This window comes from Bacteroidota bacterium (assembly GCA_016711505.1).
Lineage (GTDB): Bacteria > Bacteroidota > Bacteroidia > AKYH767-A > 2013-40CM-41-45 > JADKIH01.
The window spans coordinates 182,174-208,349 of record JADJSV010000018.1 but is presented as its reverse complement, the minus strand read 5'-3'; the positions used below and the strand labels follow the sequence as shown (position 1 = coordinate 208,349).

General features: G+C 36.1%; 30 protein-coding genes and 1 pseudogene. 28 read left to right on the top strand and 3 right to left on the bottom strand.

The features are described from left to right. Positions 1 to 93: 93 nt before the first annotated feature. The 3 genes from IPL24_17025 to IPL24_17015 all read left to right on the top strand — a co-directional run bounded on the left by IPL24_17025 (position 94) and on the right by IPL24_17015 (position 1,860). Positions 94 to 636 (top strand): inorganic diphosphatase, encoded by a 543-nt coding sequence (locus IPL24_17025; protein MBK8365307.1) that lies wholly within the window; start codon positions 94 to 96, stop codon positions 634 to 636. 147 nt (positions 637 to 783) lie between these two features. Then, positions 784 to 993, top strand: a complete 210-nt coding sequence (locus IPL24_17020; protein ID MBK8365306.1) for a DUF2798 domain-containing protein — start codon at positions 784 to 786, stop codon at positions 991 to 993. Positions 994 to 1,188: 195 nt separating this feature from the next. Beyond that, positions 1,189 to 1,860, top strand: a complete 672-nt coding sequence (locus tag IPL24_17015) for a hypothetical protein (GenBank protein ID MBK8365305.1) — start codon at positions 1,189 to 1,191, stop codon at positions 1,858 to 1,860. A 384-nt stretch (positions 1,861 to 2,244) separates the two neighbouring features. On the opposite strand, the gene IPL24_17010 is transcribed toward IPL24_17015, so the two are convergent. Further along, the gene (locus tag IPL24_17010) at positions 2,245 to 4,089 is read right to left on the bottom strand and encodes an alkaline phosphatase family protein (GenBank protein MBK8365304.1); all 1,845 of its coding nucleotides are present in this window, start codon (positions 4,087 to 4,089) and stop codon (positions 2,245 to 2,247) included. Between the two features lie 143 nt (positions 4,090 to 4,232). Between IPL24_17010 and IPL24_17005 the strand changes: the two genes are divergently transcribed. Genes IPL24_17005 through rsmH form a run of 3 tightly spaced genes read left to right on the top strand, consistent with a single transcriptional unit; the run spans position 4,233 to position 7,365 of the window. After that, positions 4,233 to 4,571 carry a hypothetical protein gene (locus IPL24_17005; protein ID MBK8365303.1) on the top strand — a complete coding sequence of 113 codons (339 nt, stop codon included), beginning with the start codon at positions 4,233 to 4,235 and terminating at the stop codon, positions 4,569 to 4,571. Between the two features lie 21 nt (positions 4,572 to 4,592). Beyond that, the gene (locus IPL24_17000; protein ID MBK8365302.1) at positions 4,593 to 6,275 is read left to right on the top strand and encodes a T9SS type A sorting domain-containing protein; all 1,683 of its coding nucleotides are present in this window, start codon (positions 4,593 to 4,595) and stop codon (positions 6,273 to 6,275) included. 40 nt (positions 6,276 to 6,315) lie between these two features. Continuing rightward, a complete protein-coding gene (gene rsmH / locus IPL24_16995) occupies positions 6,316 to 7,365 on the top strand; it encodes a 16S rRNA (cytosine(1402)-N(4))-methyltransferase RsmH (protein MBK8365301.1) in 1,050 nt (349 codons plus the stop codon). Positions 7,366 to 7,412: 47 nt separating this feature from the next. Here rsmH and IPL24_16990 read toward each other — a convergent pair whose 3' ends face one another. Further along, on the bottom strand, positions 7,413 to 7,787 hold the full coding sequence (locus IPL24_16990; protein MBK8365300.1) for a DoxX family protein: 375 nt from the start codon (positions 7,785 to 7,787) through the stop codon (positions 7,413 to 7,415). Between the two features lie 53 nt (positions 7,788 to 7,840). Here IPL24_16990 and IPL24_16985 point away from each other — a divergent pair, with 53 nt between their 5' ends. From IPL24_16985 to IPL24_16920, 14 genes are all read left to right on the top strand, one after another. Further along, positions 7,841 to 8,827 (top strand): DUF1028 domain-containing protein, encoded by a 987-nt coding sequence (locus IPL24_16985; protein ID MBK8365299.1) that lies wholly within the window; start codon positions 7,841 to 7,843, stop codon positions 8,825 to 8,827. A gap of 29 nt (positions 8,828 to 8,856) precedes the next feature. Further along, the gene (locus tag IPL24_16980; GenBank protein ID MBK8365298.1) at positions 8,857 to 9,726 is read left to right on the top strand and encodes an alpha/beta hydrolase; all 870 of its coding nucleotides are present in this window, start codon (positions 8,857 to 8,859) and stop codon (positions 9,724 to 9,726) included. Between the two features lie 15 nt (positions 9,727 to 9,741). After that, positions 9,742 to 10,500 carry an SDR family oxidoreductase gene (locus tag IPL24_16975; protein ID MBK8365297.1) on the top strand — a complete coding sequence of 253 codons (759 nt, stop codon included), beginning with the start codon at positions 9,742 to 9,744 and terminating at the stop codon, positions 10,498 to 10,500. A 222-nt stretch (positions 10,501 to 10,722) separates the two neighbouring features. Continuing rightward, positions 10,723 to 11,442 (top strand): hypothetical protein, encoded by a 720-nt coding sequence (locus tag IPL24_16970; protein MBK8365296.1) that lies wholly within the window; start codon positions 10,723 to 10,725, stop codon positions 11,440 to 11,442. A 123-nt stretch (positions 11,443 to 11,565) separates the two neighbouring features. Then, entirely contained in the window at positions 11,566 to 12,156 is a 591-nt protein-coding gene (locus tag IPL24_16965) for an SIMPL domain-containing protein (protein ID MBK8365295.1), read from the top strand. A 228-nt stretch (positions 12,157 to 12,384) separates the two neighbouring features. Next, positions 12,385 to 12,957 (top strand): Crp/Fnr family transcriptional regulator, encoded by a 573-nt coding sequence (locus IPL24_16960; protein MBK8365294.1) that lies wholly within the window; start codon positions 12,385 to 12,387, stop codon positions 12,955 to 12,957. 85 nt (positions 12,958 to 13,042) lie between these two features. Continuing rightward, positions 13,043 to 13,501, top strand: coding sequence for a hypothetical protein (locus IPL24_16955; GenBank protein MBK8365293.1), 459 nt, complete (start codon positions 13,043 to 13,045; stop codon positions 13,499 to 13,501). Between the two features lie 7 nt (positions 13,502 to 13,508). Beyond that, positions 13,509 to 14,219: a DUF4386 domain-containing protein gene (locus IPL24_16950; GenBank protein ID MBK8365292.1), complete on the top strand. Its 711-nt coding sequence runs from the start codon at positions 13,509 to 13,511 to the stop codon at positions 14,217 to 14,219. 91 nt (positions 14,220 to 14,310) lie between these two features. Further along, the gene (locus tag IPL24_16945; GenBank protein MBK8365291.1) at positions 14,311 to 14,940 is read left to right on the top strand and encodes a murein L,D-transpeptidase catalytic domain family protein; all 630 of its coding nucleotides are present in this window, start codon (positions 14,311 to 14,313) and stop codon (positions 14,938 to 14,940) included. Between the two features lie 329 nt (positions 14,941 to 15,269). Then, entirely contained in the window at positions 15,270 to 16,217 is a 948-nt protein-coding gene (locus IPL24_16940; GenBank protein ID MBK8365290.1) for a DUF4349 domain-containing protein, read from the top strand. A 149-nt stretch (positions 16,218 to 16,366) separates the two neighbouring features. Then, entirely contained in the window at positions 16,367 to 17,167 is an 801-nt protein-coding gene (locus IPL24_16935; protein ID MBK8365289.1) for a tetratricopeptide repeat protein, read from the top strand. A 113-nt stretch (positions 17,168 to 17,280) separates the two neighbouring features. Further along, the gene (locus IPL24_16930; protein ID MBK8365288.1) at positions 17,281 to 17,706 is read left to right on the top strand and encodes a VOC family protein; all 426 of its coding nucleotides are present in this window, start codon (positions 17,281 to 17,283) and stop codon (positions 17,704 to 17,706) included. 37 nt (positions 17,707 to 17,743) lie between these two features. After that, entirely contained in the window at positions 17,744 to 18,163 is a 420-nt protein-coding gene (locus IPL24_16925; protein ID MBK8365287.1) for a hypothetical protein, read from the top strand. A gap of 37 nt (positions 18,164 to 18,200) precedes the next feature. Next, positions 18,201 to 18,779, top strand: coding sequence for a pentapeptide repeat-containing protein (locus tag IPL24_16920; protein MBK8365286.1), 579 nt, complete (start codon positions 18,201 to 18,203; stop codon positions 18,777 to 18,779). 97 nt (positions 18,780 to 18,876) lie between these two features. Here IPL24_16920 and IPL24_16915 read toward each other — a convergent pair whose 3' ends face one another. Next, complete coding sequence (locus tag IPL24_16915; GenBank protein ID MBK8365285.1) at positions 18,877 to 19,080, bottom strand: hypothetical protein; 204 nt, start codon at positions 19,078 to 19,080, stop codon at positions 18,877 to 18,879. A 106-nt stretch (positions 19,081 to 19,186) separates the two neighbouring features. Between IPL24_16915 and IPL24_16910 the strand changes: the two genes are divergently transcribed. The 8 genes and pseudogenes from IPL24_16910 (at position 19,187) to IPL24_16875 (ending at position 26,173) form a co-directional block, all read left to right on the top strand. Beyond that, complete coding sequence (locus tag IPL24_16910; GenBank protein ID MBK8365284.1) at positions 19,187 to 19,579, top strand: DUF1801 domain-containing protein; 393 nt, start codon at positions 19,187 to 19,189, stop codon at positions 19,577 to 19,579. Between the two features lie 3 nt (positions 19,580 to 19,582). Further along, entirely contained in the window at positions 19,583 to 20,038 is a 456-nt protein-coding gene (locus IPL24_16905) for a GNAT family N-acetyltransferase (GenBank protein ID MBK8365283.1), read from the top strand. 14 nt (positions 20,039 to 20,052) lie between these two features. Further along, positions 20,053 to 20,793: a L,D-transpeptidase family protein gene (locus IPL24_16900; protein MBK8365282.1), complete on the top strand. Its 741-nt coding sequence runs from the start codon at positions 20,053 to 20,055 to the stop codon at positions 20,791 to 20,793. A gap of 124 nt (positions 20,794 to 20,917) precedes the next feature. After that, positions 20,918 to 22,592 (top strand): annotated as a pseudogene (locus IPL24_16895) (serine hydrolase). Between the two features lie 54 nt (positions 22,593 to 22,646). Continuing rightward, complete coding sequence (locus IPL24_16890) at positions 22,647 to 23,234, top strand: hypothetical protein (protein MBK8365281.1); 588 nt, start codon at positions 22,647 to 22,649, stop codon at positions 23,232 to 23,234. 98 nt (positions 23,235 to 23,332) lie between these two features. Beyond that, positions 23,333 to 23,671 carry a transcription initiation protein gene (locus IPL24_16885; protein MBK8365280.1) on the top strand — a complete coding sequence of 113 codons (339 nt, stop codon included), beginning with the start codon at positions 23,333 to 23,335 and terminating at the stop codon, positions 23,669 to 23,671. 58 nt (positions 23,672 to 23,729) lie between these two features. Further along, positions 23,730 to 24,962, top strand: a complete 1,233-nt coding sequence (locus IPL24_16880) for an RNA polymerase subunit sigma (GenBank protein MBK8365279.1) — start codon at positions 23,730 to 23,732, stop codon at positions 24,960 to 24,962. Positions 24,963 to 25,384: 422 nt separating this feature from the next. Next, positions 25,385 to 26,173 (top strand): zinc-dependent peptidase, encoded by a 789-nt coding sequence (locus IPL24_16875; protein MBK8365278.1) that lies wholly within the window; start codon positions 25,385 to 25,387, stop codon positions 26,171 to 26,173. The last annotated feature ends 3 nt before the right edge of the window (positions 26,174 to 26,176 follow it).

Sequence of the window (26,176 nt, the reverse complement as noted above, 5' to 3'; positions counted from 1 at the left end):
GATAGCCTTCATGGCTTGACTTGTACTTTCGCCTCAGTATCCGGGAAACCAAATTAAATAAATATCTTCGACCTAATTTCCTAAATTAAATTCATGACCTTCCACCCCTGGCACAACGTCTCCTTCGGAGAAAAAGCTCCCGACATAGTAACCGCTCTCATTGAAATCCCAATGGGCAGCAAAGCAAAATACGAAATCGATAAAGTTTCAGGAATGCTTAAGCTTGACCGGGTACTATTTTCTTCGGTTTATTATCCGGCGAACTATGGTTTCATTCCGCAGACTTTGGGTGATGATCACGATCCGCTCGACATACTTGTGTTATCTCAGATCGAAATCCAACCGCTTTGTCTTGTAAAAGCAAGAGTCATTGGTGTAATGAGGATGATCGATAACAACGAAGGCGACGATAAGATCATTGCAGTTGCAGAAAATGATATGAGTGTGAATCACATCAAAGATATTGCAGAATTACCGGCGCATTTTATTGTTGAGCTGAAAAACTTTTTTGAAAACTATACAAAGCTTGAAAATAAAAAAGTACTTATCGAAGGATTTCAAAGTATTGAAAAAGCGAAAGAAATTATTTTGAGGTCAATTGCATTTTATAAGGAGACTTTTGAAAAGTCTAAATAGTAAACACAGAGATAATGGAGAAAAAAAGGGAGAAAGAGGAGAATATGTAGCTCTTTTTTTCTTCCTTTTTTCTCTATGTCCTCTGTGTTAAAACAATTAAATCGATACCAGTTACATAACCTTACGTTTTAAATTTCGGTTTGCATTATGCCATCATCAAAAGATATAAAATTCTCTGCTCTGATGAGTCTTGTTACAACATTCATTGTAACATTTGTTTTAGTCTCAATCAATGTTGGGTACAATGAACTTTTCATGTTTATCTGGATGCGTTCCTGGTTAGTAGCATTTGTCCTGGTTGGACTTGCTATCTTATTTCTTGCACCTGTGATCCGGAACTATTTGAATAGACCTTAGTTGACCTTACCGAATATTCCATATTAAAAGTGTCCGTTTTATTTCCCATTGATATAAACTTTTCCATTCAATTCATTTAAACACTTTTATTCAACTTCTTATTCGTTGATTTCTTTTTAAAATCTGAATTAATACATTACCTTTAAAATTATCCTTGAGCACTTAATCTAAATCATGCTCACTAAAATTAATTTTATGAAAAATCTATTACTTACTATTCCGGCCTTATTGGTTTCTTCACTTCTCTTCAGTCAGGGAGTTCAGGTAACTGAACAAAAAGCAAATTTCACTTCCGGTGAAAAAGATGCACTGGTTGTTACAATTCAGAATAACTCTAAAGACAAGGTCGTTGATCTCTGGAAGGACAACCTGAAAGAATTTAAAAGCGAAAAAATCAAAACGGAAAAAAATGAAATGTTTGCCGACAACGTTCTCATAAAAGAATGGGGTAACAATCCTGTAGACATTTATACTGCATTTGAAGAAAACAAAGATGGCGGCAATGTAAAAATGATGGTTGCTTTTGATCTTGGTGGAGCGTATCTGACCAGAGAATCTGATTCGATGAAATACAATTCAGCAGTTAAAATGGTCCGCGATTTTGCGGTGAAAGCAAACAGACATCCATATGAAGAACGAATTATTATCTCGCAAAAACTGATTCAGAACATGGAAGATGACCAGAAGAGTTTAGAAAGTAAAAATAAAGACCTTGCTAAAGATATCGAAGATTACAAAAATAAGATCTCTAAATCTGAAGAAGAAATTCGCATGAACGAAGAATCACTTGGTAAAAAGAAGGCTCTCATTCAGGCAGAAAAAGCAAATCACGAAACAATAAAAAGTGATATGGAAAAAATTCAGTAATTGAATTATTTGAAAGGCCAGCATTTATTATTGTAATAGGTGTTGGCTTTTTTTATTTGCTATCTTTTTTGTAAAGTAAGTGGAAAGGGTGCCACAGCTAAAAAGATCTGCGGGAGAAAAAATCACGCTTAATTTTTCCCGCAGATCTCGCAGATTTCGCAGAAAATCCGCAGAAATTCCTGCGGAATTGAATTAAAATTTAGACAGATATTTCGTTAAAGCAGTTAGTTGTTAGAAATTGAAACATCAATTTCGATCTCGCAGAGATCTCTGCGGATTTTCTGCGAGATCTGCGAGATCTGCGGGAGAAAAAATCACGCTTAATTTTTTCCCGTAGCTCTCACAGATTTGGCGCAGATTTTTTAATCTAGGTTTTTATTTTGCCTATTGAACAACAAACGTTAGAGTTGAAACAATGCTTTCACTACTTACTTTCAATATGTAAATTCCGGAATTAAATCTGAGTGCAGAAATTTCCATTTCATCACGTTCGGATATTTTATCTTGAATGTATACAAGTCTCCCGGTAGAGTCATAAATTTTCAGATTCCTTTTTTCAGAACGCAGATCTCCAAACTTTACAGTTAAAAAATCATTCACAGGGTTTGGGGAAATTTCCATCTCTAACGAATTATCGGTTTCACCGACAGCAACATTAGAGCAAGGTATAACACGTGACGTTCCGTCCAAATCCCATGAAGGCTGAATCGGTACACACATCCATGTCAGCACAGTTACAGCATTGTCCGGTTCTCTTGTTGTTGTTGAATAATCATAAACAGAAAAAGTATTTGATTGATTTGCATTCCATGTGATCGGTCCTGTTACATTGCAATCATTATTATTTACACTTTCATCATTAAGTACACTTCCCGAATTATCTTCGCATCTCCAGTTAGCAAGCAACTGACTATAATTAGGATGCAAAGCAGTTACAGGAATATTAGCCCAATTTAAAATTGTATTGCCCGGCAAAGCTTCATTCCAGATCCGAATATCCTTATAACTACCATTGAAATTAAACGCATACGTTGTAGTTCCATCCTGATTGATAACAAGTGGCAATCCCGAATTTATGTTACCAATATTTTGCATCTTATCGAAGCTTACTACTATTCCATCTTCATAGGCAGTCATCAATCCATCACGATCAAAACTTACTGCAAGATGATGCCATTCTCCGGGTAACAATGTTCCACCCTGTATATCGAGTCTATCGACACCATCACCAATATTCACTTTCCAATATTGGCCTGCTTGTGCAGAGATCACAAAACCCGGGTTTAATCCACTATTCCAGTCCTTATTACTGATGAATGCAGGATCGTCAGTAAATAAATCTGCTTTAACCCAAAATTCGATTGTAAAATCCTGTGTTGCGCCAAAGAGAAACGGAGTCTGATCAACGGGCTGAGCATAAGTCATTGTATTAAAATGTGCTTCATTGAAAGTGTCGGTTACTGCAATTTCAGTTCTGTTTAATTCCTGCTGAACAAAATCCGGACTTGAATAAATTGTAAAAATTGTTCTCTCTTCCAAAGTCCCACCACCATGTCCTGCGATATTTCCACCATGATCAGTAGTCAGAACTACCAGCCATTCTTCATTTGCATAATTGGGCCTGTTGTGAAGAGCAGTAATAATTTCTGCAACATAGCCTTCAGTAATTTCTATTGCCTGAATATACTGGGGAACAAGCGGCGAAAATCCGTAAGTGTGTCCGGCGTGATCCACATCATCAAAAGCAACAAAGAGAAGATCGGGATCATCGTTAGTCAGGGCATCCACTGCTCCATTCTTAACTTCAAGATCTGTAGCATAAGTTCTTTCGCTATCAGCATTCTGAATTATTACATCATTGATTGGAGCCCAGTGCACTGATGTCACCGTGCGCAAAGTGGAATCAAATGTCTCAAGTCGCGAAATAAAATCAGGATAATTTATATAGTTCGAGCCGGCAAATGTATTATCAGTAACTCCATGCTTTGTGTGCCACACTCCTGTAAGCATACTGCTCCAGCCGTTTCCACTCCATGTTTTATATGCACACAAACCGTTTAGGCTATAGATTGAATTGATCAGAAGATTATCTATTGCCGGTGTAGCTGATGTTGTCAATGCATCGGCTCTGCAACCGTCGATTCCAATAAACAAGACTTTTCTGGAATTCTGTCCTGAAACACAAATGGAAATCAGAATAAAAAACAAATTAAGAGCAGATTTTTTCATAGGACTATATTTTGCCTTACAAGATAAATAAATAAACAACCTGATTATATTTACATTAAATTTTACGGTCTTGTGCAATGCTAAATTAGTTCTGTACAAAGAAACCGGTTTCAATTTTTCCTCAGAATAAAAAAGCTGAAGTAATGAACAGGGAAATCAAATTAATATCAATAAAAATCCTGCATACATTAATATGGATCTTTTTCAATATCGTTATTTTTTATTTACTTTATGCTGTTATTGTCAATAAAATTGATCGATGGGTTTGGGTATGTATCTTTTTGATCACACTGGAAGGTTTGACATTATTAATATTTAAAAATGTTTGTCCGGTTACAATTGCTGCAAAAAAATATTCTGATTCCGATAAAGCTAATTTCGATATCTATCTTCCGAATTGGCTTGCAAAATATAACAAGCCAATTTACACAATTATAGTTGGAATTGCACTTATCATTTTATTCTATCGGCTGTTTACTTAAATTTCAAATAAGACAAATAATATGAAAAATCTGATCCTATCATTTTTTCTTCTTACAATTATTTTTTCATCAAATGTACAAGCACAGGAAAAAAATAAAGAACCCTTGGAAAAATCCGGCGATTCGTACATTCCTAATGAATTCAATAGAATGAAAACATCTCCACCAAAGGGATTATTCAAAATAAAAAACCGTAGTTCGTCGTCAAGTAGTATTACAACCTATCAAGTTAATGTAAATAACGCCGGATTAAATATTGTTGGTGATGCAGCAAACGAACCTAGTATTGCAATCAATCCAATCAATCCAAACCAGATAGTTATAGGATGGCGACAGTTTGATAATGTAACAAGCAATTTCAGACAAGCCGGTTGGGCTTATTCTTCCGATGCCGGTCTGACGTGGACGTTTCCCGGTTCTATTGAGCCGGGAGTATTTCGTTCTGATCCGGTTTTAGACTGCGATCTATCAGGCAACTTTTATTATAACAGTCTTACGATAGACAGTGCAAATACATTTCTCTGCAAGATTTTTAAAAGTACTGATGGTGGTGTAACATGGGATACCGGAGTAGACGCCGGTGGTGGCGATAAAGAATGGATGATCATTGACAAAACTTCCGGTCCGGGAAACGGAAATATTTATTCTACATGGTCACAATTTTCAAGTTCATGTGCACCCGGATCTTTTACAAGATCAACAACTGCCGGAACAAGTTTCGAAAATTGCACGGAAGTTTTGAATCAGCCACAATTAGGTACAATGATAGTTGGAAATTCCGGTGAAGTGTATATCTGCGGTCAGGATATAGTCAACAATGCCGGAATTGCAATTGCCAAATCAACAAACGCTCAAGTACCGGGTTCATTGATTACATGGAATCCAGTGGTAGTTGTTTTTATGGATGGCATAATTCAATCCGGTGGAATTAATCCTGTTGGTTTAATCGGGCAAGGAAACATAGATGTTGATCGGTCAAATGGTGTCGGACAGGATAATATATATTTACTTGCCACAATGATGCGGACTTCAAATTTTGATCCGGGTGATGTAATGTTTGCAAAGAGTAGTGATGGCGCTTTGACATGGAGCTCTCCTGTCAAATTAAACGACGATACATTAACAACAAATACTCAGTGGCTTGGTACACTTTCCGTAGCTCCGAATGGAAGAATTGATGTTATCTGGCTTGATACACGTGATAATCCGGGGTCCGACTCATCAGCTCTTTATTATTCATATTCCAATGATCAGGGTACGACATGGTCGATTGATGAAAAATTATCTGACTCATTTGATCCACATGTTGGTTATCCAAATCAGGATAAGATGGGCGATTATTTCCATATGATCTCTGATAATACGGGTGCGCATCTTGCCTGGGTCAATACCTTGAATGGTGAACAAGATATTTATTACAGCCATATCGCTCCTCAAGTCGCAACAGGAGTAAGTACTCTGCTAAACGAAATAAACTTTTTCATTTCGCCGAATCCCACAACATCCGGTCACATTTCGGTAAAGTGCGATTTCAAAATTAGTCATTTTGAAATTCTTTCTGTTCAGGGGAAAAGAATAATTTCTCTTCCTATAAATACTTCTATGAAAGACCTGGATATATCATCATTACCAAATGGAATTTACATTCTCAAGGTCTTCACACCTGAAGGTCAGACTGCTATCAGGAAATTGATTAAACAATGATTCCCTTGGCATTCCAGTTTCAAATAGCTAGTTTTACACTATGGAAGATCAGGAACCAAAGCATGTTCGTCGGGTAAGATATAAAGGAACACATCCGAAAGCTTTTAAAGAAAAATATAAAGAATTACAGCCTGAAATTTATTCGGAAGATGTTGACAAGGTCATGCAACAAGGCCGGACTCCTGCAGGAATGCATCGTTCAATTTGTGTGGATGAGATCATGGAATTTCTGAATATCGTTCCTGGACAAATTGGACTCGATGCTACACTCGGTTACGGTGGACATGCTCAGGAAATGATTAAGAGATTGATTCCCGGCGGACATTTATATGCTCTCGATGCAGATCCACTTGAACTTCCGCGCACCAAAGAGAGATTGCTCACAAAAGGTTTTGGTCCTGAAGTGGTAAGTTTTCATATCATGAACTTTTCAAGCATTGATCAGATAACTTATGAATCAGGACTATTGAATTTTGTTCTTGCTGATCTGGGTGTATCCTCTATGCAAATTGATAATCCGGACAGAGGTTTTTCATTTAAAGTAGAAGGTCCTCTTGATCTTCGGCTTAATCCAAAAAATGGAGTTCCTGCATCCGACTTTTTAAAAAATATTCAGAGAGATGAATTGGAAGAATTGCTTCTTGTCAATTCAGATGAGCCACATTATATTCCAATTGCTAAAGCAATTGTTTCTAAAGTTTCAAAAGGAATTAAAATTTCGACAACAACTCAATTAAAGCAGATCATTCAGGAAGCTTTAGATTTTTTACCGGAAAATATAAAGAAAGAAGAAATCAAGAAATCTTGTCAACGTACATTTCAGGCTTTGCGAATAGCTATCAATGATGAGTTTGGAGTGTTAGATACTTTTCTTGAAAAACTTCCCTATGTACTTGCACCGAGCGGGCGTGTTGCCATTCTATCGTTTCATTCCGGTGAAGATCGTAGAGTCAAAAAATCTTTTCAATCATTATTTCGCGCAGGAGTTTATTCTGAAGTTGCTCCTGATCCGATTCGACCTTCTGTTGAAGAAAGCGCTTCAAATCCGCGAGCGCGTTCCGCGAAATTACGTTGGGCAATCCGGTTGTAACTTAATTAAAGTTATAGATCGAAAAATAAAAATCGAATTACATCAATTTACTTTTTAACAGGTTTTGTAAAACTATAAGCCCAGAAAATCAATAAAATCTGTAGTGGAAGTCTGATTACTGCAATCCACAGATTAGTATTGTTTTCATTTATATAATTCAACATCATTTGAACATTTGCTGGGAAAACAAATACAAGGAGTAAAATAATACACCATCCTCCTGTTTGTCTTGTAGAAGGAAATACCAATAAGAGTGCGAATAATATTTCCAAAATACCACTTACCAAAACTAATTCTTCATGCCATGGAAGCCAGTGCGGCATAATTGAAATGTACATCCCGGGATTTACAAAATGATTTATTCCTGCGAAAAAATATAATGCAATCATTAAGTAAAGAGAAACAGTTTTCATAAGACAAATGTAATCCTTACTTTTAAGCTACTTATATTACAGTTCATTTTAATTCTTCCAAAATGATAAATAAAACTTATTTGCTAGCTCTACTCTTATTGACTCAAATTACAATCAGTGCACAATCTCCATATTCTGATCCGCTCGCAAGCACTTATTCAATCGTCGCAAGAGATTCGATTACAGGTGAAATGGGAATTGCAGTACAATCACACGCCTTTTCAGTCGGCTCAATTGTCGGATGGGGCGAAGCAGGAATTGGCGTAGTTGCAACTCAATCATTTGTAAACCGAGCCTACGGTCCTGATGGATTGAAATTGCTCAAGTCCGGAAAGTTGCCTGCAGAAGTAATAAAAATTCTCACAGCTTCTGATTCTGCAAGAGATGTCCGGCAAGTTGCTGTTTTGGACATGCAGGGAAGAACAGCATCTTATACAGGCAAAAAATGTATTCAAGCTGCAGGAAATATTGCTGAAAAGAATTTTTCTGTACAAGCAAATTTAATGTTAAACGAAACGGTCTGCCCGGCTATGGTAAAGGCTTTTAAAGAAACACATGGTCCTCTTGCAGAACGTATGATAGCAGCGCTTGAAGCAGCACAAAAAGAAGGCGGTGATATCAGAGGAATGCAAAGCGCTTCGATTTTAATTGTTAATCCGGTTGCTACAGGTAATATTTGGGAAGACAAACCAATTGATCTTCGTGTTGAAGATCACATTCAACCAATTGAAGAATTGAAAAGACTTTTAAATCTCTATCGCGCTTATGAACATTCAAATCTCGGGGATCTTGCTGTTGAAAAAAATGATCTGACTTTAGCAGAGAAAGAATATGGTCTTGCTGAAAAAATGCTTCCCGATGATATAGAGATGAAATTCTGGCATGCTGTTTCACTTGTCAATAAAGGAAAAACTGACGAAGCTCTGAATCTTTTCAAAACGGTCTTTGCTAAGGATGCAAACTGGTCAATCCTGATTCCGCGTTTAAGAAAATCTGAGCTCCTGATTTGCAGCGATGAAACAGAAAAAATAATTCTTAATGTTAAATAATATTATTCGAATTCTGTAAATTCTAAAAAATGAAATTTCTTCTCCGCTATATCGTAATAGGAATGCTTTATGTAACACCCGCTTTTTGCCAGCAACAAAAAGCACCGGAAACTTCAAAGCCTTTTGTTCTTGGATCGATAGAAGAGTTCGAATCAAAAATTCTGGGTGAAAATAGAATTCTGAATATATATTTACCGGAAGGTTACATTCCGAATGATACGACAAGATATCCGGTTGTATACTTATTGGATGGTTCAGCTGATGAAGATTTTATTCATACCGTCGGACTCTTCCAGTTCAACACTTTTTCGTGGATAGACAGGGTTCCGAAATCCATTGTTATCGGAATCGCTACTGTCGACAGAAGAAGAGATTTCACTTTCCCTTCAACAATTGAATCAGAAAAGAAAAACTTTCCGACAACAGGGCATTCTGATAAATTCATTTCCTTTCTTGAAGAAGAATTAAAACCATTTATAAACAATAAATATAAAACCAATTCGTCAGCTATGTTGATCGGACAATCCTTAGGTGGGTTATTGGCATCAGAGATCTTATTGAAAAGGCCGGAAATGTTTAACAAATATCTCATCATAAGTCCGAGTATCTGGTGGGATAATGGTTCATTGCTAAATCAGTCGAATCAAGTTATTGAAAAGCTAAGTCAAAAGACAGACGTATACATTGGAGTTGGAAAAGAAGGATTAACACCTGGTGAATTTCCGCGTGTTATGGAAGTGGATGCAAATCTGCTGGTAGAAAAATTAAATAATTCTAAAAATAAAAACATCGCTGTATACTTCGATTATTTGCCGGATGAAGATCATGCAACTATTTCTCATCAGGCTATTTTCAATGGACTTAGAATGCTTTATCCGGTAAAAAAAGAAGTTAAATAAAATCCAAAAATAAATATGATTACTAAAATTGCCGTAGTGACCGGAGGAAGTCGCGGATTAGGAAGAGACATGGCAATCTCAATAGCAAAAAAAAACATTGATGTAATTCTGACATACAATTCTAATAAAGAATCAGCAGAAGAAGTAGTTGTTGAAATAGAAAGATCCGGACAAAAGGCGTATGCGATAAAATTTGATGTTTCCGATTTAAAGTCCTACGACAATTTTATTTCAGAAATCAAAACAGTTTTAAACACAAAATGGAATTCCGATAAATTCGATTTCCTGATTAACAATGCCGGCGTAGGTGCAACTATTCCTATAGCACAGGTAACAGAAGAAGCATTTGATAATCTGATGAATATTCACTTCAAAGGGGTTTATTTTCTGACACAGAAATCTCTTCCAATGATGAACGACAACGGAGGAGTTGTTTTCATTTCATCGGGAACTACCAGATTCTGTGTTCCCGGATATTCAGTCTATTCATCTCTCAAAGGTGCCGTCGAAGTATTTACTAAATACGTGGCGAAAGAATATGGCAATCGGGGTATTCGATCCAATATAGTTGCGCCGGGTCCGGTAGAAACCGATTTCAACAATGCAGCAATCAGAAACAATCCGCAGATGCAGGGTTTTCTTACAGCACAAACGCCTTTGGGAAGAGTTGCAAAAGCCGACGATATCGGAAGTGTTGTTGCATTCTTATGTGCGGAAGATTCAAAATGGGTTAATGGACAGCGTATAGAAGTTTCCGGTGGAATAAATTTATAATTGGAATTGCTGCTGTCCGACAAAGCTAATTTCATGTGAAATTATTTTCGGATTTCATATTCCCGGTTCCAATATTTGATGATTCGTATCGTTTGTTCAATCGAATCATTTGTTATGTCGCATAAAATATTTCCATTTCTCTTTTTTTGTTTTGTTATCACGGGTTGTCATTCTCAGAATGCAGAAGAGCGGCTTCTTCTATCAAATGAAAATAATCAGTCAATCGAAATTTTCGATTCAACATTTAAAACCATTCATATTTTTGTAGCCCTTTGCGACAATAAATATCAGGGAATCGTTCCTGTACCTTCGAAGATTGGAAATGGCCAGGATCCTGACAACAACTTATATTGGGGTTGTGGCTTTGGAATCAGGACTTACTTTAAAAAAAGTAAAGAGTGGGAATTGGTAAAAATTCTTAAACCAAACTCTATCATACATGAAAGACTTATTTTCAAAAACACAAGTAAGAATTTCTATTTGATTGCCGACGCATACGACGGCAAGTTTATAAAAAAATGTACGCAGGATTTTCTCAATGGAACTGCCGGAATTAATAAAGATACGATTCAAGTAAATAATAGAACAATTGGTGTTTCAGGAAATGCAAGTCTGTTAGTATATATTGGTCATGATGGTTTGATGGATTTTGATCTGGAAGAAACATATATGAATTCAGACGGAAGAAAGAGAGATGTAATTATTCTGGCTTGCTACAGTCGTTCATACTTTTCAAAATACATTCAACAGGCAGAAGCCAATCCATTAGTTTGGACAACGGGTTTAATGTGTCCTGAAGTTTATACTGTTCATGATGCCATTTCCGGATTTGTGTTAAATGAATCTAATGAAGAGATACGAATAAGAGCAGCAAACGCTTATTCCAAATTTCAGAAATGCAGTATTGGTGCCGCAAAAAAATTGCTCGTTACAGGCCCTTAATTTTTTCATTCAACAATTTTCTTAATACAATTCCCTGACAAATAATATTTATATTTTTCTACATTTACTTTTTATAAACAGGAATCTGTTTCAAGTTACATTATAAATCTAAAAGTATCTGATATGAACTTCTCCAAACTATTATTTACATTACTTGCTTTTCTTTTTATTGTAGTAGTAAAAACAAATGGCCAGAACGTCATTGCAACCACATCAGAAATAAATTACATTGACGCTATCGGATCAGCAGACACTTTAATTACTCCCGACAAAATCTTCATTGAAATTACCGTTCGCGAGCGCTACGAAGGGCGAACTAAAGTTACAATAGATAGTCTTGAAGATCTATTAAAATCCACTTTAATTAAAATTGGCATGGAGCTTAAAAACTTAACTCTCGCAGATGCAAATGGTGATCTGGTCAGAATAAAATGGAAAAAGCAAGATGTTCTGACCAGCAAGAATTATTCATTAATGGTTTCATCTGCATCAGAGGTTAGCAAAGTTTATGAAGAATTATCAAAATTAAAAATTCAGGAATTGTCAATTGAAAAGGTTGAACACTCAAAAATTGAAGAGTTTAAGAAACTCATAAAGATAAAAGCAGTGCAAGAATCAAAGGAGACAGCAACTTATATGCTTGCTTCTATAGGCAATACTATTGGTAAGACAATCAGGATTGAAGAGCTTGCTATTGACTTTTCGTATTGCTGATCCACCTGCCTTATATGATGCTTTAAATATCAGAGGTAGCCGTTCAGAAGGAAACTCCTATTATGTAGATGGTTTAAAAACCGAAGACAATGATATTAAATTCAGCAAAATTCCGGTTTCTTGTAAAATTAATGGTCGGTTTGAAATTAAATAGTCAATTGCTTGCAAAAAAAATTGAAGTAGTACATTAGAATTAAATTTTTCATCTTAGCATTTTACAAAGGACCTATGCTACCAAAAGAAAAATTAACTGCTTTTTTTACATCAATCGGTTACTCAGGAAATGATCTAGAAAAAATTATCGACGCATTTACTTTTCAGGAGTTTGAAAAGAATGAATATCTCGTAGAGGAAGGAAAGATCAGCAGGCAAATTGGTTTTGTCGAAAGCGGCATGTTTCAATACTTTGTTATCATCGATGGAGAAGAGCGCACAACCTATGTAAATATTGAAAATACTTTTCTTGCATCTTTGTCAAGTTTCATCGGAGAAATTCCTTCGTTGGAAAATGTTCGTGCACTTACAAAAAGCAGTATTTCTCTGATCACAAAACCGAACTTGAGAATGATGGTCAATGAAGTTCCCGGTTTTAAAGATTTTTATATCGGACTATTAGAAAGTTCTATTTGCGGAATTGATTCAAGCAGACACGACCTGATAGTCCTTACTGCAGAAAAGCGTTATGCAAAAATGCTGAAACATGAGCCACATCTTTTACAGCAGATTCCACTCCTCCATCTGGCTTCTATGCTTGGTGTTACTCCGCGACATTTGAGCAGAATTCGCGGTAGTATCAGATAATTTCACTTTTGGACATTTGTCCTGTAGATTCCTTTTCAGGGATCAGACATTTGCATCGTCAAACAAAAACTAAAAACAAAAGACAATGCAAAAGATCCTATTTACAATCATTTCTATGTTACTGATAAGTAACATCAACGCTCAAAGCCGTTTTTCTTCAAAAGAATTAAGTGTTAACGGATTCAGAAACCCTTCAATCGGTCTGGAATACCGCAAAAATCACGTATCTGTTCATGCAGGATACTATATCACAGCTCTCGAAGCCGGGATAACAACAAAATTTTTCAAAGCAGGTGTCACGACATGGTTTCTTCCAGTCGGGAAAAAAGAAAACCCTTCCTCATTTTATGCCGGTGCATCTTATTTGAGAGGGATTAATCTTGATTACGAAAAAACCAATGCCCTTGGACTTGAAGCCGGTTTCAGATGGATGGTTTGGGAAGGTTTAAATCTTCGAATCGGAGCTATAGCACTTGTGGCCGAAGGTCATGATGTGAAGATCAATCCAACTCCGGGAATCAGTTATTCATTCATCATAAAATAAACCGGAGATGAATACCCACAGAACGATCGGACTACTTTTGATAATAGCCGGAGTTACGCTCCTGATACCTTATACGATGTTAACTATCATCTTTGAATATCCGGATATTCTACGACAAGACACATCAGTAATACTTCACAAATTTCATGACGGTGGTAGTGAATTAATCTGGACCTGGTTTGCGTTTGCAATGACCGGTATACCATTACTTCCTGCCTTTATTTTACTCGGACAAAAACTTGAAAACAAAACTGCATCTGCCCGCTTAGCGACAACATTAGGTGTGATTGGATTGATCGTTCAGATTGTCGGCTTATTGCGCTGGACATTTGTGGTTCCTGTTTTAGCAGAAACATTTGTCAATGCAACTGATGATTCCACAAAAGCAGCGACAATTTTAGCTTTTAAAACTATTCATCAGTTTGCCGGAGTATTACTAGGTGAACATCTGGGTCAATTATTCAGTATCGCCTGGACAGTTTTAATTTCCTTCACACTGCTAAAACAAAAAATGATCCCTCGGTGGCTTGGCGCTTTTGGATTCATTGCTTCTTTCATATATCTCCTTGCCCAAGCAGAATTATTTGCAACCGTTATTCCTTCATTCCCTGTGTGGGATCTTGCAGGATTTGTCGGAAGTACGTTGTGGTTGATTTGGTTGATAATTGTTGGTGTAACTTTCCTCAGGAAAGATGCACCAACACCCAGGTCAGCTTAACTCAACCGATTTTAACCGAAATAATTATCATTAAAATAAAATAACCTTTTCAATTCAATCGTTTCTTGCTTCAACCATTCTCAAAAGGTCGATGCAAGTTCTTACAACTTTTCTGATATCAATCTGGTCGTTGACATTTACATCATGCATTAGGACTGATGACTCAATACATGATGTAAACAAACCGGCTTTAGAATTTACTTCCACCAGAAAAAAAGCAAAAGAAGCCTTAAAGTTTTGTACTGCTAAAAACTACAATACAGATTTTTGCATTCTCATTGATATGAGCTTGCATTCCGGAATTAAAAGATTTTTATTCTGGGATTTTAAAAAAGATACAATTCAATATTCTTTTCTTGTCGGTCACGGATGTTGCGACAATCGCTGGAGCAGTGATCAATCGAAATCAGATCCGGAATTCAGTAATAAGGACGGCAGCCACTGTTCATCGTTAGGAAAATACAAATTGGGTGAAAGAGCCTACAGCGACTGGGGAATAAATGTAAAGTATGTTATGCATGGTTTAGAGTCAACGAACAATAATGCTCTTGCCAGAACGATCGTTTTTCATTCATGGGATCAGGTAAGTGACAACGAAATTTATCCTGAAGGAACGCCTGAAGGTTGGGGTTGTCCAACTATTTCAGACAACAGTTTCAAACTCATTGACCCACTTTTAAAAAAATCAAAGCAACCCGTTCTCATGTGGATTTATAAATAATTTTTATACCATTTAAACTCGTAACCTCAATTCAACGTCGTATCCTCTCAACACCATCAACCCAAGTCCCGTCAGGGACGCCCTACTGGTAACACCTGGTGATCACCCGAGCAGTCCAATTCAAAGTCGTATCCTCTCAACACCATCAACCCAAGTCCCGTCAGGGACGCCCTATCGGTTCCAAAAAATAAAACCCTCGACTTATGGAAAACTGTCTTCCCCAGCCTCTATGATAAAACTCTCCTCACTTCAAACCTCTTTATATAGAAAAAACATTTACTGATCCTCATTTATAAATAATAATTATCTAACTTCTAAAACAATCAATTATGCAGATCAGCAAAATTATTTCAGCAACATTCGTTGTCATTTTACTATTCAGTTGCTCACAATCAAACAGAGAAGATCTCAGCGGAGAAAAAGTTTCACCCGCAGCAATTGGAGAAACTCAAATATCAGAGCCCCCTCCTCCCGATTTCAAATCAGAAATATCTTCAGAAGTTTCAACGAACGGCGGAGTAAGCGAAAAAAGAAAATTCATCCGTACAGCAGAACTAAAATTTCAGGTAAAAGACGTAATTGAATCTACCGGAATCATTGAAGGTATTGCTTCAAGATACGGTGGCTTCGTTAATCGTACCGACTTGAAAAGTACGATCGACAATGTAACGAATAAAGCAGTCAGTGAAGATTCGTCACTGGAAACAACATACTATTCTGTTTTAAATTCTATTACACTCAGGGTGCCTGATTCAAAACTTGATTCAACACTTAAAGAAATTTCTTCACAAGTAAAATTTCTTGATCACAGAATTATAAGATCCGATGATGTTTCACTCCAATTACTTGCAAATGAATTAACACAAATAAGATCGACAAAAAATACAGACCGGTTGATCAAAGCCAGTGACGAAAGAGGAAAAAAATTAAGAGAAACTATTGATGTGGAAGATATTTTAAGCAACAATCTTACTGATTACGATAATGCCCGGCTTAATAATCTTTCCCTTAAAGACAGAATCAAATTCAGTACTGTTTCCATTTCCATTTATCAGCGCCAGGCTTTGAAACGTGAACTTATTTCAAATGATAAAAACATTGATGAGTATCAACCGGGTTTTGGAAATCAGATTACAGAATCGTTTAATTTCGGATGGGAAATTATTCAAACACTTATTCTTGCAATTACAAAGATCTGGGGAATTCTTGTTCTCGTTTTCCTGATTTACATTGCCCACAGAGCCATTTATACAAAAACACGGAAGAGCCGGATTTAAGGACTCTTTCGCAGGCTAAGAATATAAACTACATCTAATCCACATCTTAGTTTAAAAAAGATAGCAAACAAAACTGTATTTTGGGTCAGCTCCCGAATCCGGAGAAATATTGCATACAAATTCTCACAATTAAAATTCCGGAAAATTACATGAACAAACTGATTTCAATTTACATTTTGATTTCTGCTTTCGGTACCTTACAAACAAAGGCAAGTACTATTCAGTCCGGAAATGAATTGTTGGCAATTGCAGAAAATTTTAAGACAGCAAATAATGCAGACAGTGCAATAATATATTTTCAAAAAGCTTCCATTGCATTTGATGCCGAAAAAAACACAGCATTATTCATTCATGCTAACAATCAAGCCGGGATTTTATCAAACCGGCAAGACAAATATGCAGAAGCAAAAACGGTTCTGACAAAATCGCTGATTTCAGTTGATGATCCGACAGACAGTATACAATTATTGATTTCAACAACCTATCTTAATCTTGGTGTTGCTTATGGTGGTGAAGAGGATTTCGAAAATTCTCTGCTTAATCATAATAAGTCACTACAAATCAGGCTCCGTATTTTAGGACCTGAACACAGAGATATTGCAACCAATTATGGTAACATAGGAAATATTTATTTCAGAAAAAAGGAATATGATACAGCCATCACCATTCATGAAAAAGCTTTACATATCCGTCAAAAATTATTTGGCGAAAAAGGTGTAGAAGTAATACAGAGTTATTCTAATCTGGGAAATGCTTTCAGGGAAAAAGAGAAATATGATTCTGCATTGGTTTATTTCGAAAAAGCTCTTGACAGTAAAATTACCCAGGTTGGTGAAGGGAGTAAAGATCTGAGCAAGTATTACAAAAACATCAGTGAAGTTCATTATCTGATGAATAGAAAAGAGCTTGGTGATCAGTATCTGAAAAAATCGAATGGGGTCTTTGAATAAGATATTGAACCATTGATTGCAATTGACCCTTTGAAAAGTCGTTTTTGACCCTTTACTTTCCGGAATTATTTTGTAAAATTGTACGAATAAATAAATTTTAAGATTCTATATAAATGACACACGAACTTACAACCTGTCTCTGGTACGATGGTAAAGCCAAAGAAGCTGCTGAATATTATTGCTCGATCTTCAAAGATTCAAAGATCACAAGTGAAAATCCAATGGTTGTAACATTTGAGATCAACGGCAGCAAATTTATGGGACTTAATGGAGGTCCGATGTTTTCATTTAACGAAGCTGTCTCTTTTATTGTAACCTGCGATACTCAGGAAGAAATTGATATGTACTGGAATAAACTTATAGCCAATGGTGGCAATGAAAGTATGTGTGGATGGTTGAAAGACAAATATGGAATGTCATGGCAGATTGTCCCTGGTAGTCTCGGAAAACTAATGTCAAATCCGGCTAAAGGCGAACGCGTAATGCAGGCACTTCTTAAAATGAAAAAACTTGATCTTAAAGTTTTAGAAGAAGCTTGATCCAACGTATTGTTTATTTCCTTTATCTTACCCGCTAATGAAAATCCTGATCATCTTTCTTCTCTTTTTAACATTTCAATTGAATAGCTTGGGGCAAACTCCAAATGACTCCATACAGGTTAATAGATCTTTCGGTACTACTTATTATCAACATGGCGAACAACTGACGCCAAAATTGTTGCTGAATATTACTTTATCAAATCCCGCAGCATATGCAGAAATGAAAATTGCAAGAACAAACAGTACTGCAGCAAATGTTTTAGGTGGTATCGGCGGTTTCATTGTCGGTTTTGGTCTTGGACCCCTACTAGTTGGTAAAGACGCAGATTGGGGAGTTGTAGGGGTAGGAGCAGGTTTTATTGGGATATCCATTCCGTTTTCAATCGCCTTTAATAAACATGCACGAAAGGCAGCAAGAATTTACAACGAAGGCCTCAATACTTCAAATTTAAAATGAATGAGTAATTAATCTTTCACTCAATGCTACTATGACAATGGAATTGTCTGAAGAAAATAAATCATTCGATAAGATCAACTTCGAAGAATCGCCATTACCCAGAGGTGAATATGAATATTGTACTTTCAATAATTGCAATTTTGCAAACAGTGACATCTCATCAATAAAATTTATTGACTGCACATTTAAAAATTGTAATCTGAGTCTTGCTAAAACTGTGAATACTATTTTCCGGGAGGCAAAATTCCTGGACTGTAAAATGCTTGGCCTTCGGTTTGACTCCTGCAGTGATTTCGGTTTATCATTTTCATTTGAGAATTGCACATTGAATCATTCCACTTTTTTTAAAAAGAAACTTAAAAAGACCATTTTCAAAAATTCGCAATTACAGGAAATTGATTTTACGGAATGCGATCTGACAGAATCAAAGTTTGACAATTGTGATTTAATGGACGCACATTTTGAAAGGTCGATATTGGAAAAAGCCGATTTCCGAACTGCGTCCAACCTGGCGCTGGACCCTGAAATCAACAGGATTAAAAAAGCTAAATTTTCTCTTTCGCAACTTCCGGGAATGTTCATTAAATATGACATAATTATTGATCTGGGAAATTAAAATATTAGTCATATATTAGTTGATGCCTGATAAGGTAGTTTCAGATCACAAAATCGATTTATTTGTAATTAAGTTCTGAACGGTTTTTCCAGGAACATTATTCAAAAATAAAATACAATCCTGCAAAGATCAGCAGAATTGCTATTGAAGTCAGTCCATATAAAATAATGTGATATAATTCTGGTACAGGATTCGTCAGAGAAAGAACACAACTGACAAAACCCAGCACCGCACCTGTTGCAGCGAAAGTAAACCCACGCTTTTGTCTGATCGCATTTTCGTCAGGAGTTGTTTGTTTCATTCTGAACAAAATTATAATTTTGAATCAATAAAATTAAGTTATAATTTGACAATCCAATTGGACGATATCTATATTGGATAGCATCAATCTGTGATATTCTTACACTATGAAAACCAAAAATGATCAGGCTTCAACGGTAGATATGTACATATCGAACTTCCCGAAAGATATTCAATTAAGGCTGGAACAGATCCGTGCAACTATTATGAAAGCTGCCCCTAAAGCTGAAGAAGGAATCAGTTACCAGATGCCTGCTTATAAATATAAAGGACCGCTTGCATATTTTGCAGGATACAAAAATCATATAGGATTTTATCCAATGCCGGATGTCCTGAAAGAATTTAAAAAGGAGATTTCCGTTTATAAGAATGCAAAGGGATCTGTTCAATTTCCGAATGATGAAAAATTACCCCTGAGTCTTGTCACAAAAATGATTAAGTTCCGTATGAAGTTGAATGAAGCTGATCAAAAACTGAAAGCAACTAAAAAAAGTAAATAGTTTATGCCGGATCAAATTATTATCAGAAAATATACTTCATCGGATCAGGACAGTATTCTGGAAATGCTGCGCCTGAACACACCTGCCTATTTTGCCCCTGAAGAGAAGGGTGATCTGATAAATTACCTCAACAACCATTCTGAAAATTATTTTGTCGTTGAATATGGAAAAGCGGTCGTTAGTTGCGGCGGTTTTAATTATTCCGATGAAAAAGGCGTCATCAGGATCTCCTGGGACATGGTTGACCCGCAATATCAGGGAATGGGATTCGGATCAAGGCTTACCGAATTCAGAATTGAAATGATCAAACAGCTACCGAATGTAAAAAGGATCTCTGTCAGAACATCGCAACTTGCCTTCAAGTATTACGAACGATTCGGATTTGTACTTGAAGAAGTGATAAAGGATTTCTGGGCTCCGGGATTTGATATGTATCGGATGGAAATGAATGTTGAATAGTAATATCTCCTTTAATGTATAAATTATCTTTCTTCCTCATTTTACTCTTTTGCTCATTTATACCCTTAAAGGATTTTATTTCTGAACAGAAAAAATATGAACGAGTCCGCAAAGCTTTTACCGAAAAAGAAAACAGTATCTCTAAGACTTTGTCTTCCCAAAACATTTCGATCAATGAAGTTGAAATTATGCTAATTGCTTATAAGCACGAAGAACAACTGGAACTTTATGCAAAAAAGAAGTCTGCTTTAGCATACCAGAAAATTGAGACCTATGAAATTTGTTCTTCTTCCGGAGGTCTTGGACCAAAGCGCAAGCAAGGTGACAATCAGGTGCCGGAAGGGTTTTATTATATTGACAGATTTAATCCGACAAGTAATTTCTATTTATCGCTTGGAGTAAGCTATCCAAACCAGTCAGATAAAAGAAAAAGTACGGCAAGTGATCTTGGCGGCGATATTTTCATTCACGGTTCTTGTGTAACTATTGGTTGTATGCCTATGACCGATGATAAGATCAAAGAGATCTACTTATATGCAATTTCTGCCAGACAAAACGGCCAATCAAAAATTCCGGTTTACCTTTTCCCATTTAAAATGACTGATCAAAATTTCAATGCTTTTTCCACGAAATACAAAAACAATAGCAGCTTGATTAAATTCTGGTCAAACTTAAAAACAGGCTTTTATAAACTTGAGGCTGAAAAAAGTGAATTGAAATATTCAATCTCCAAATCAGGAGATTATCTTTTTTAATGGTTGGTGCATTAAAAAAGACCTTGGCCATATTCTTAACTTTTCCTTAAGTGTAATCCGCAGGTCATTTGAATATATTTGAAATACTTAATAAAGAGTTTCAGATTTAATATTACTTTCATTTATGAGAAAAGAGCTTATAACAACAATTATACTGTTTTTCATTTCACATATTTCATATTCACAATCACCGACAATTGTGAAAAGCGATAGCATCACCTACCCTGTACATCGAAATAATATTGGCAAGATCGCCTATATGGAGAAACCAATTGCCATCGAAAGGTTTTCAGAAAAGGATTTTCTGTCAGTCTATGAATTAAAAGAAAATTCAGATTTGAATATCCGGGTCTTCATGGAAAATTCTTTGACAAATTATTTACATCGTCTTTCTCCAACTTCAAATGTAAAAGAACTCACATCAAATGGAAACTACAATTTTACTTTTTACATCAACAATAAAATAATTTATCAGGAAAATCTGAATCCGGGTGCCGGAAGTGCAGAAAGTAAAAACACGCGGACGGTTTTCCGTGTGCCTCTCATAAGTTCAACCAATGAAGATTCATGGGGAAGGTTCCTATGGAACAGGTTTATGATGCGTGGTGGAGAAGATGCTTTGTCTGTCGGACAACATAATCTTACTATTGAAATCCGGCCATATATAAAGCTTGATTCTGTTATTATAGGAGATGTTATAGCCAAAGGTTCATTAACTATCAATATTCCTGAAAAAATTATTGATAAAAATCTGATTACTATTCAGTCGATCTATAAAAGTGATGACTGGAAAATCTCAACTGCACCCTACGACCAATTATTAATAGAAAATCTTAACCGCAAAATTGCCGAAAAGAAATTTAAAAACATTACAAGTATTGTCGTGATAAAAAATGGAGAGCTTTTAATTGAAGAATATTTCAATGGTGCTACCAGAGATTCTGTTCACGATACCCGTTCAGTCGGCAAATCGTTTTGTTCGGCTATTATGGGAATTGCTATAAAGGAAGGCTATATTAAAGGTGAAAATCAAACTCTTCGTGAATTTTATAACCTGAAAAATTTCAAAAACTACACTCAGAAAAAAAGACAGCATTACTTTGAAGAACCTGCTTACTATGAGCTCTGGTTTTGAAGGTTCTGATATGAATGAAAGTTCGCCGGGTAATGAAGAGAATATGTATCCAACAGATAACTGGGTTGAATTTACATTGAATTTACCAATGGATAAATCAAAAGTTTCAGGTAAAGACTGGGACTATTTCACTGCAGGTGTTGTTATACTTGGCGATGTGCTGGATAAATCCCTTCCCGGTGGACTGGAAAAATATTCCGCTGAGAAATTATTCAAGCCTTTAGGAATAACTAATTATGAATGGCAATACACTCCACAAAAAGTTGCCAATACAGCCGGTGGATTGAAAATGTCGTCGCTTGACTATGCAAAGTTTGGTCAGTTATATGTAAGTAAAGGAAAATGGAAAGGCAAGGAAATCATGAATTCCGATTGGGTAGAAAAATCTCTTTCAAGACAAATGACAATTCCGGAAACACAACTTGCTATTCCTGCAATTGATAATGAGTTTTACGGCTATCTTTTCTGGATTAAGACCTATCGCGCAAAAAATAAAAACTATGAAGTTTCCTATTCCAGTGGAAATGGAGGAAACAAGATCTTCATCTTCAAAGATGAACCAATTGTAATTGTGATCACATCAACAGCATTCAATACGCCTTATGCACATCAGCAAACAGACAAGATCATGGCTGATTATTTAATTCCGGCAATAGTTAAGTGAACAATTTTATTTTTACATTTAACAAGTCATTCTTATTTGCACGACTTATCGTTTATGCGTCAGAAAATTGCTCAGTTCATTTCCATCCTTGGACATCCGTTTGTAACACTTCCTGCTTTTCTTCTTTATGTTCTGTTCGCATATGAAGAACTTTATAAAGCAATCTGGACCTCCGGTATCGTTATAGGAGGAATGTTTATTCCCATGGCGGTAAAAACATACAGAGGTACCAAACGTGGCGATTACACTAATCTGGATGTTTCAAATCAGATGCAACGTCAGAAATGGTACCGGACAGCTGTTCTGCTTTTAATCTTAGTAATAGCACTTTTATATTTCACTGATCAGTCAAGATCGATGCGCTTCAACACTGTTTATGCATTCCTGCTTTTGGTAACAGCACAATTAGTGAATGTTTACATAAAAAGTTCAATGCATGTTGCCTACAATGTATTCCTGGTATTTCTTATTCTTCCTATCCATTCCGAATTGGCCATTTTATTCGGTTTTTTTGTAGTGGCAATTGCCTGGTCCAGACTGGAACTTAAACGACATACTATGAAAGAAGTCATTTCAGGAACAATTATCGGGCTTGTCTTCGGAATTACATCTTTTTTAACTACCAATGCTTTCGGAAAATAATTTCAAAAAATATTTTTTGTTCCGTGTCCAATTTCATTAATCTCATTTGTCATTGGTGTATAAAACATACATCCATTAATTTCTAAAAAAACAAAAAGATGAAAGAATTTGTATTAATTTTCAGAATGACAAAAGATGATCAGCCATCGCCCGCTCAAATGCAGGAGAGAATGAAACTATGGCAAGACTGGATGGGCGGAATTGCAGCTCAAAACAAACTGGCAAGTTCAGGAAATCGTCTGGGAACAGAAGGCAAAGTTGTCAAGCCAAAAAATGTAGTTACGAATGGTCCATATGTAGAGATCAAAGAAACTATTGGTGGTTACATTATCATCAAAGCTGAAACAATTGATGAAGCAGCTGAAATTTCAAAAGGTTGTCCGATCCTTCAAGGCGGCGGCAATGTTGAAGTGCGCCCAATTGTTTCAATGGAATAAATTTTCCGCTTTCGAAAAGCTCCCATTAATCCGGGAGCTTTTCTAATTTATTTTAGTCATGAACAATGAGCAAGAATTGATCCCGCATTTATTCAGAACAGAATACAGTAAAATTGTTTCTGTGCTAAGTAAATTATTCGGATTCGATCAGATTGAAATTGCTGAAGACATTGCAGGCGATACTTTTCTCACTGCTACTGAAACATGGGGCTTGAAAGGCATCCCACCGAATCCGACTGCATGGCTGTACAATGTTGCTAAGAACAAAGCCAAAAATCATTTACAGCGTGCGAAACTTTTTGAAAATAAAATTGCACCTGAAATAAAAATAAACTTAGCTACTAATCAGGAGATCGAACTGGATCTTTCAGAATCCAATATCAATGACAGTCAGTTGCAAATGATGTTTGCAATCTGCAATCCTGCAATTTCGGTGGAGTCACAGATAGGATTGTCATTGCGAATCCTGTGTGGTTTTGGAATTGATGAGATTGCAGATGCTTTTCTTTCTAATAAAGAGACAATAAATAAAAGACTTTTAAGGGCAAAAGAAAAACTGAGGACAGAAAAAGTTAAAATTGAATTGCCGGGAATGCAGGAGATCAACGTTCGGCTGGATGTTGTTTTGACAACTTTGTATTTACTATTCAGCGAAGGCTATTATTCAACAAGTCAGAATAAAACGTTGCGGAAAGACCTATGTCTTGAAGCTATTCGGCTTTGTTATATGCTGGTCGAAAACAACGCTACTAATAAGCCTCCTGTAAATGCCTTATTATCTCTTATGTGTTTTCATGCATCGCGATTTGAAGCTCGCACTGACGACAATGGAGAACTGGTTCTTTATAATGATCAGGATTCAGCATTATGGAATAAAGATCTGATCGAGAAAGGCGAGTATTTTCTGAATCAGGCAGCGCAGGGAAATAAAATTTCAAAATATCATACAGAAGCAGCAATTGCATATTGGCATACGATCAAAGACGACTCTAAAAATAAATGGGAAAATATTTTGCAGTTATACAATCAGCTTTTGCAAATTGAATATTCACCAATGGCTGCGTTGAACAGAACCTTTGCTTTGTCTATGGCTAATGGGAAAAATGCAGCGATCATTGAAGCTGAAAAATTAAAGCTTACAGATAATCACTTTTACTATGTCTTACTTGGCGAGCTCTATACTGGTATTGACAATAATAAAGCTAAACAAAACTTTGAAGCTGCATTAGTATTAGCTAAAACAGACAGTGACAAGAAAGCAATCTCCACAAAGATAAATAACATTGTATGAAAATTTCAGTTTTGATACATTACTTTTCATAATTGATTATCAGGCCCGTTAGGGCCATACTTTTGTTAACTTTAGGACAATACAAGATAGCCCCTTTGGGGCGTACTCTTTAAGCACACAGCTTTTTTCGACAACAAAAACACAATTTGTAATAAGCCGAATGCAATCACTATATATTGGAACTTTTATGCAGTTGAATTAATGGACACATGCATTGTGTTTAAAGAGTGCGCCCCTAAAGGGGCTTGACGGTCTCGTGTAGTCTAGTATTACCGAAAGTACGGCCCTAACGGGCCTGTCACTTCTAAATACATATACTGATTATAAATTCTTGAGTTAACCTAATGAATAAAGTTTTTCCTTTTTCAATCTTTTAATATCTTTCATTCTTCAATTCAACCTAAAAATAAAGATATTTGTAAATGACATTTGCATATATAATTGGTGTAGCCGCCTTCCTGTATTTTTATTCAAAATTGTCCGGTAACAGTATTCATATATATATTTCAAATTCAAACATTCAATTGTATCATGAATTGTTAACTCAACACAACGATTACTATAGAAATCTGTCACCTGCAGGCCGAAAGAAATTTATTAAGCGCCTACATCGTTTTCGTTCACATAAAAATTTTATCGGAAAGAATGGATTAGTAATTGATAACAAACATGAAACTTTAATTTCCGCAGCGGCTATCCAGATCACCTTTGGTCTTGAAAATTATGTGTTGAGTAATTTTCGGGAGATCATGGTTTTTCCCGATACGTTCCGGTTTACACACAGTGATGTTTATTACAAAGGATTAACCGGCCAGAGTGGAAAAATCTTTCTGAGTTGGGAAGACTTTATGGAGGGCTATGAGACTAAAGAAGACAAGTTAAATTTAGGGATTCATGAAATGGCACATGCTCTTGAATTAACCGCCCTTTTAGGTAGTGATACGACAATGGATTTCGCAGTTAAGTATGATACCTGGAAAGAAAAAAGTAATGATGAATATCACAGGATCAGGAATGATGAAGATTCATTTCTTCGAAATTATGCGGGAAAAAGCGAAAGGGAGTTTTTTGCCGTTTGCATTGAACATTTTTTTGAAGCTCCGAAAGAATTTAGTGATGAATTGCCTGATATTTATATACCTTTATGTATCTTGCTTAATCAAGACCCACGTAATGCTCATTGTGATTATCTGTTAGAAAAATCAATTTAAAAA

Bases quoted from the DNA above. Each gene is read 5' to 3' on its own strand.
- IPL24_17025 (MBK8365307.1), top strand. From the start codon at position 94: ATGACCTTCCACCCCTGGCACAACGTCTCCTTCGGAGAAAAAGCTCCC.
- IPL24_17020 (MBK8365306.1), top strand. From the start codon at position 784: ATGCCATCATCAAAAGATATAAAATTCTCTGCTCTGATGAGTCTTGTT.
- IPL24_17015 (MBK8365305.1), top strand. From the start codon at position 1,189: ATGAAAAATCTATTACTTACTATTCCGGCCTTATTGGTTTCTTCACTT.
- IPL24_17010 (MBK8365304.1), bottom strand. From the start codon at position 4,089: ATGAAAAAATCTGCTCTTAATTTGTTTTTTATTCTGATTTCCATTTGT.
- IPL24_17005 (MBK8365303.1), top strand. From the start codon at position 4,233: ATGAACAGGGAAATCAAATTAATATCAATAAAAATCCTGCATACATTA.
- IPL24_17000 (MBK8365302.1), top strand. From the start codon at position 4,593: ATGAAAAATCTGATCCTATCATTTTTTCTTCTTACAATTATTTTTTCA.
- rsmH (MBK8365301.1), top strand. From the start codon at position 6,316: ATGGAAGATCAGGAACCAAAGCATGTTCGTCGGGTAAGATATAAAGGA.
- IPL24_16985 (MBK8365299.1), top strand. From the start codon at position 7,841: ATGATAAATAAAACTTATTTGCTAGCTCTACTCTTATTGACTCAAATT.
- IPL24_16980 (MBK8365298.1), top strand. From the start codon at position 8,857: ATGAAATTTCTTCTCCGCTATATCGTAATAGGAATGCTTTATGTAACA.
- IPL24_16975 (MBK8365297.1), top strand. From the start codon at position 9,742: ATGATTACTAAAATTGCCGTAGTGACCGGAGGAAGTCGCGGATTAGGA.
- IPL24_16965 (MBK8365295.1), top strand. From the start codon at position 11,566: ATGAACTTCTCCAAACTATTATTTACATTACTTGCTTTTCTTTTTATT.
- IPL24_16960 (MBK8365294.1), top strand. From the start codon at position 12,385: ATGCTACCAAAAGAAAAATTAACTGCTTTTTTTACATCAATCGGTTAC.
- IPL24_16955 (MBK8365293.1), top strand. From the start codon at position 13,043: ATGCAAAAGATCCTATTTACAATCATTTCTATGTTACTGATAAGTAAC.
- IPL24_16950 (MBK8365292.1), top strand. From the start codon at position 13,509: ATGAATACCCACAGAACGATCGGACTACTTTTGATAATAGCCGGAGTT.
- IPL24_16945 (MBK8365291.1), top strand. From the start codon at position 14,311: ATGCAAGTTCTTACAACTTTTCTGATATCAATCTGGTCGTTGACATTT.
- IPL24_16940 (MBK8365290.1), top strand. From the start codon at position 15,270: ATGCAGATCAGCAAAATTATTTCAGCAACATTCGTTGTCATTTTACTA.
- IPL24_16935 (MBK8365289.1), top strand. From the start codon at position 16,367: ATGAACAAACTGATTTCAATTTACATTTTGATTTCTGCTTTCGGTACC.
- IPL24_16930 (MBK8365288.1), top strand. From the start codon at position 17,281: ATGACACACGAACTTACAACCTGTCTCTGGTACGATGGTAAAGCCAAA.
- IPL24_16925 (MBK8365287.1), top strand. From the start codon at position 17,744: ATGAAAATCCTGATCATCTTTCTTCTCTTTTTAACATTTCAATTGAAT.
- IPL24_16920 (MBK8365286.1), top strand. From the start codon at position 18,201: ATGGAATTGTCTGAAGAAAATAAATCATTCGATAAGATCAACTTCGAA.
- IPL24_16915 (MBK8365285.1), bottom strand. From the start codon at position 19,080: ATGAAACAAACAACTCCTGACGAAAATGCGATCAGACAAAAGCGTGGG.
- IPL24_16910 (MBK8365284.1), top strand. From the start codon at position 19,187: ATGAAAACCAAAAATGATCAGGCTTCAACGGTAGATATGTACATATCG.
- IPL24_16905 (MBK8365283.1), top strand. From the start codon at position 19,583: ATGCCGGATCAAATTATTATCAGAAAATATACTTCATCGGATCAGGAC.
- IPL24_16900 (MBK8365282.1), top strand. From the start codon at position 20,053: ATGTATAAATTATCTTTCTTCCTCATTTTACTCTTTTGCTCATTTATA.
- IPL24_16890 (MBK8365281.1), top strand. From the start codon at position 22,647: ATGCGTCAGAAAATTGCTCAGTTCATTTCCATCCTTGGACATCCGTTT.
- IPL24_16885 (MBK8365280.1), top strand. From the start codon at position 23,333: ATGAAAGAATTTGTATTAATTTTCAGAATGACAAAAGATGATCAGCCA.
- IPL24_16880 (MBK8365279.1), top strand. From the start codon at position 23,730: ATGAACAATGAGCAAGAATTGATCCCGCATTTATTCAGAACAGAATAC.
- IPL24_16875 (MBK8365278.1), top strand. From the start codon at position 25,385: ATGACATTTGCATATATAATTGGTGTAGCCGCCTTCCTGTATTTTTAT.